Genomic DNA, 3,739 nt, shown 5'->3' with positions numbered 1-3,739 from the left:
AGACATAGGCGCATTATCTCCTTAATTATTGGTGATAGGATACTTCTAATTATAAAGATAATTGCGCTTTTTTTGTATCAAAAATAGGACTAGTGATTATCACCAGTCCTAAATAGTATAGAGCCCTTTTTCTTCCATTAAAAATTCATTTGAATGAACTAAGTAAATATCAAAAATTAACAACATAATCTAAATTCTAAGGTAAAACAATATATGTTCATGCTAATCTTTATATAATTATCTATTAATATTCTATGTTAGGTGCCTTATTTACATGAGCTTGATAACGTTTTAATCCCAAAAAGGCAACAATAACAACTATTGAAATTGTTAATAATTTGTTCATAAGAAACCTCCTATATATCAATCTATGATATAAATTATTTGCTACTCATATAATAATTTAATTCTAAGTCTTTTGATGTTTGTTGGCGTGTTTTTCTCATCAGTTCGATATCCTCAATTAACGATCTACCGTATGACGGAATCATTTTTTTAATAATCGGCATCCATTGTTCTTCATATTCTGGGAAATTCTTTTCGATCACTTCTAATGCTACAGATACTGAAGTTGAAGCACCAGGAGATTCACCTAATAAAGCGATAACTGAATGGTCTGCAGAGTTAACTACTTCAGTGCCAAATTGAATAAATCCTTTTCCATACTCTGGAGTATCTTTAATAACCTGAACACGTTTACCAGCAGTATATAATTGCCAATCTTCATCACGAGCTTCCGGATAGAATGTACGTAAATGATTCATACAACCTTCTTTAGTCATTAAAATTTGATCAAATGAATATTTAATTAATGGTAAGTTTTTAACCGCTGAAGCTAACAATGTCATAATATTGTATGGCTTGACTGATTTAAATAAATCTAAGTTAGAACCATTTTTTAAAAACTTAGGTCCTACACTAGCAAACGGACCAAACAATAGTGTGCGTTCTCCATCAATATAACGTGTATCCAAGTGAGGTACAGTCATAGGAGGTGTGCCTGGCGGTTCTTTACCGTAAACTTTGGCATCATGCTTTTCAATAACAGAAGGATTTGTACAGATTAAAAACTGTCCTGTAATAGGGAAGCCACCTAAGTTTTTACTTTCAGGAATGCCTGTCTTTTGTAATAGTGGAATTGCACCACCACCTGCACCAATAAATACGTAATCTGCAAGTTCTGTTTTAATATTTCCGCTATTACGTTGACGTACTTTAACTTCCCATTTACCATCTTTACGATGATTAAAATCAATAACTTCATGATTGTATTGGACATTTGCATTTGGATGTTCCTCAATACTCTTAGCCATTTTACGAGTAAGTTCTCCGAAATTGACATCTGTTCCTTCATCAATTTTACTTGCAGCCATAATGTCACTAGCACTATGCCCTTGCATCATTAATGGAATCCATTTTCTCATTTCTTCAATATTTTCGGTATATTCAATGTTGTCAAACATTGGAGCATCTTTCATAGCATGATAACGATCTTTTAAGAATTGAACGTTATTTTTTCCTCGCACGAAACTAATATGAGGTAGTGGTTTGATAAACTCTTTTGGATTAGAGATATTATTACTCTTTACTAAATAGCTCCAAAATTGTTTTGAAATTTCAAATTGCTCATTAATCTCTTTTGCTTTCTCAATATCAATCGAACCATCAGGTTGTCTCACAGTATAGTTTAATTCACATAATGCTGCGTGACCTGTTCCTGCATTATGACGCTCGTTTGAGCTTTCAATCCCAGGTCGATCTAGGCGCTCATAAAGTTTTATTTTCCAATTTGGTTCTAATTCTTTAAGCATAGAACTAAAAGTAGTACTTAAAACACCAGCGCCAATGACAACAACTGTTTTTGACTCTTTATTATTCATAATTGACTCCCTTTCTTATTTGAGTACAGAAAACATTGTAATACAAAAACCATATTAATGAAAATACTAATTTTCAATATAAATCATTCATTTATGGAATATAAGCCTAAAATTATCATAGTGTCATAATACCTCAAGTTATAAAAATACTAAGAATAAATGTCCAAATACACACAAATATAAGGAGGCCTATACTAAAACGCATAGTCATTTTCATCAAGCGTGATTCCTTCCCCACTTCATTAACTGCTGCGGTAGCAATGGCAATGGATTGTGGCGATACAATTTTAGCTGTCACACCACCAGCAACATTAGCGGCCACCAATAAAGAAGCTTTAATATCAATCTGAGTCGCAACTGATGCTTGGATAGGTGCAAAGAGAACATTATTATTTACAACAGATCCTGTCATAAATACACCAATCCATCCTAATATCGGAGATAACAACGGGAAAATAGAACCAGACTTAGAAATACCCTGTCCCATTGCACTACTTAAACCACCGTAAGTTGTCACCTTAGATACTGCTAAAATAAAACAAATTGTAAGTACAGAAATCCATAACTCTTTAAATGTAACACCTAATAATTTACCAGCACTTTTAAAATTCATGTTTTTAGCAATGATAATTGTTAAAATTACTGTAATCAAAATGGCTGTACCAGTTTGTGCAATAAAGTTAAATGTCAAAATATTAGGTGTATGAGTAACATCATTCATCGTACCAGGAACATTAAATTTAACAACCAATGAACTGAATAAGCCATCTTTTTCAAATAGCTTTTTGAAGAATGATGAACTCCAAATAAGAACAACAAAAGTTAGAATAATGAATGGGCTCCACGCATAAACAATATCTTTCAATGAATGTTTAGTTACAGATGGAGTATTTTCATCTTTATGTAATCTAAAGATGTTTTTAGGTTGGATTTTTTTAGATACTAGCGCTAACACTATCATGCTTACTAAACCAGGAATAATATCTGCAAGTGCTGATACATCTAAACTTGTAATAACAAGTTGCAAGAATGTATAAGTAAAAGAAACTATTAAAGTAAGTAACCAAGTTTCTTTTACACCTTTAAATCCATCAATCATAAACATTAATAGAAATGGTATAAAAAAACTAATAAAATCAAGCGTTAAATTACCAATCAATGCTACTTCCGTTGAAGTAACATTTCCAGATAAACTTAACGTATCAATAATTGATATTGGTATTCCAACTGCTCCGTAGGCACCTGCAGCAGCATTAGCCACCAAACAATACATAGCTGCCTCTAATGGCTTGAATCCCAGTTGAGTAAGTAATACAGCACATATCGCAATGGGTACACCAAAACCAGCTGCTCCTTCTAAAAATGCATTAAATACAAAACCAATAAGCAGTAATTGAATACGTTGATCTTGTGAAATACTTGAAATACTATCTTGGACAATATCAAACTGTCCACTCTCAGTTGAAATTTTATATAACCATACAGCCATAATAATAATAAAACCAATAGGAATAACTCCTTGGTAAAAACCTTCCAGTACAGCACCGCCAGCAATACTTATTGGAAGTTTAAAAACAACTAAAGCAACTATTATTGTCACTATTAAAGTTGATAATGCTGCATAAACACCTTTCATTTTAAATACTATTAAAAATAATAGAAATAAAATGATAGGTACAGCAGCAACAATTGATGATAAAAGCAAATTATTAAATGGATCAAATGAATGTACTAACATTGAACCCCTCATTTCTCAATAAATAATTATTCATACATTTTGATTTATAAATAACTTCAAATAAACAAAAATCATCTGAACCCAAATTTAAAATACAACTTATATTTATTATCTATCTCCT

The 3,739-nt window shown here is 31.7% G+C and carries 3 protein-coding genes; all 3 read right to left on the bottom strand.

Annotated features, from left to right (window positions below; translation table 11 throughout):
* Positions 1-244: 244 nt before the first annotated feature.
* Positions 245-346: an SE2200 family small protein gene (locus HMPREF2937_RS08290; protein ID WP_070626062.1), complete on the bottom strand. Its 102-nt coding sequence runs from the start codon at positions 344-346 to the stop codon at positions 245-247.
* A 34-nt stretch (positions 347-380) separates the two neighbouring features.
* Positions 381-1,880 (bottom strand): L-lactate dehydrogenase (quinone), encoded by a 1,500-nt coding sequence (gene lqo, locus HMPREF2937_RS08285; RefSeq protein ID WP_070626064.1) that lies wholly within the window; start codon positions 1,878-1,880, stop codon positions 381-383.
* A gap of 133 nt (positions 1,881-2,013) precedes the next feature.
* A complete protein-coding gene (locus tag HMPREF2937_RS08280; RefSeq protein WP_070626066.1) occupies positions 2,014-3,618 on the bottom strand; it encodes an L-lactate permease in 1,605 nt (534 codons plus the stop codon).
* Positions 3,619-3,739 lie beyond the last annotated feature (121 nt).

This window comes from Staphylococcus sp. HMSC061G12 (assembly GCF_001838465.1).
Lineage (GTDB): Bacteria > Bacillota > Bacilli > Staphylococcales > Staphylococcaceae > Staphylococcus > Staphylococcus simulans.
Note: the sequence above shows the minus strand (reverse complement) of the source record. Positions and strands in the feature narration are given on the sequence as shown.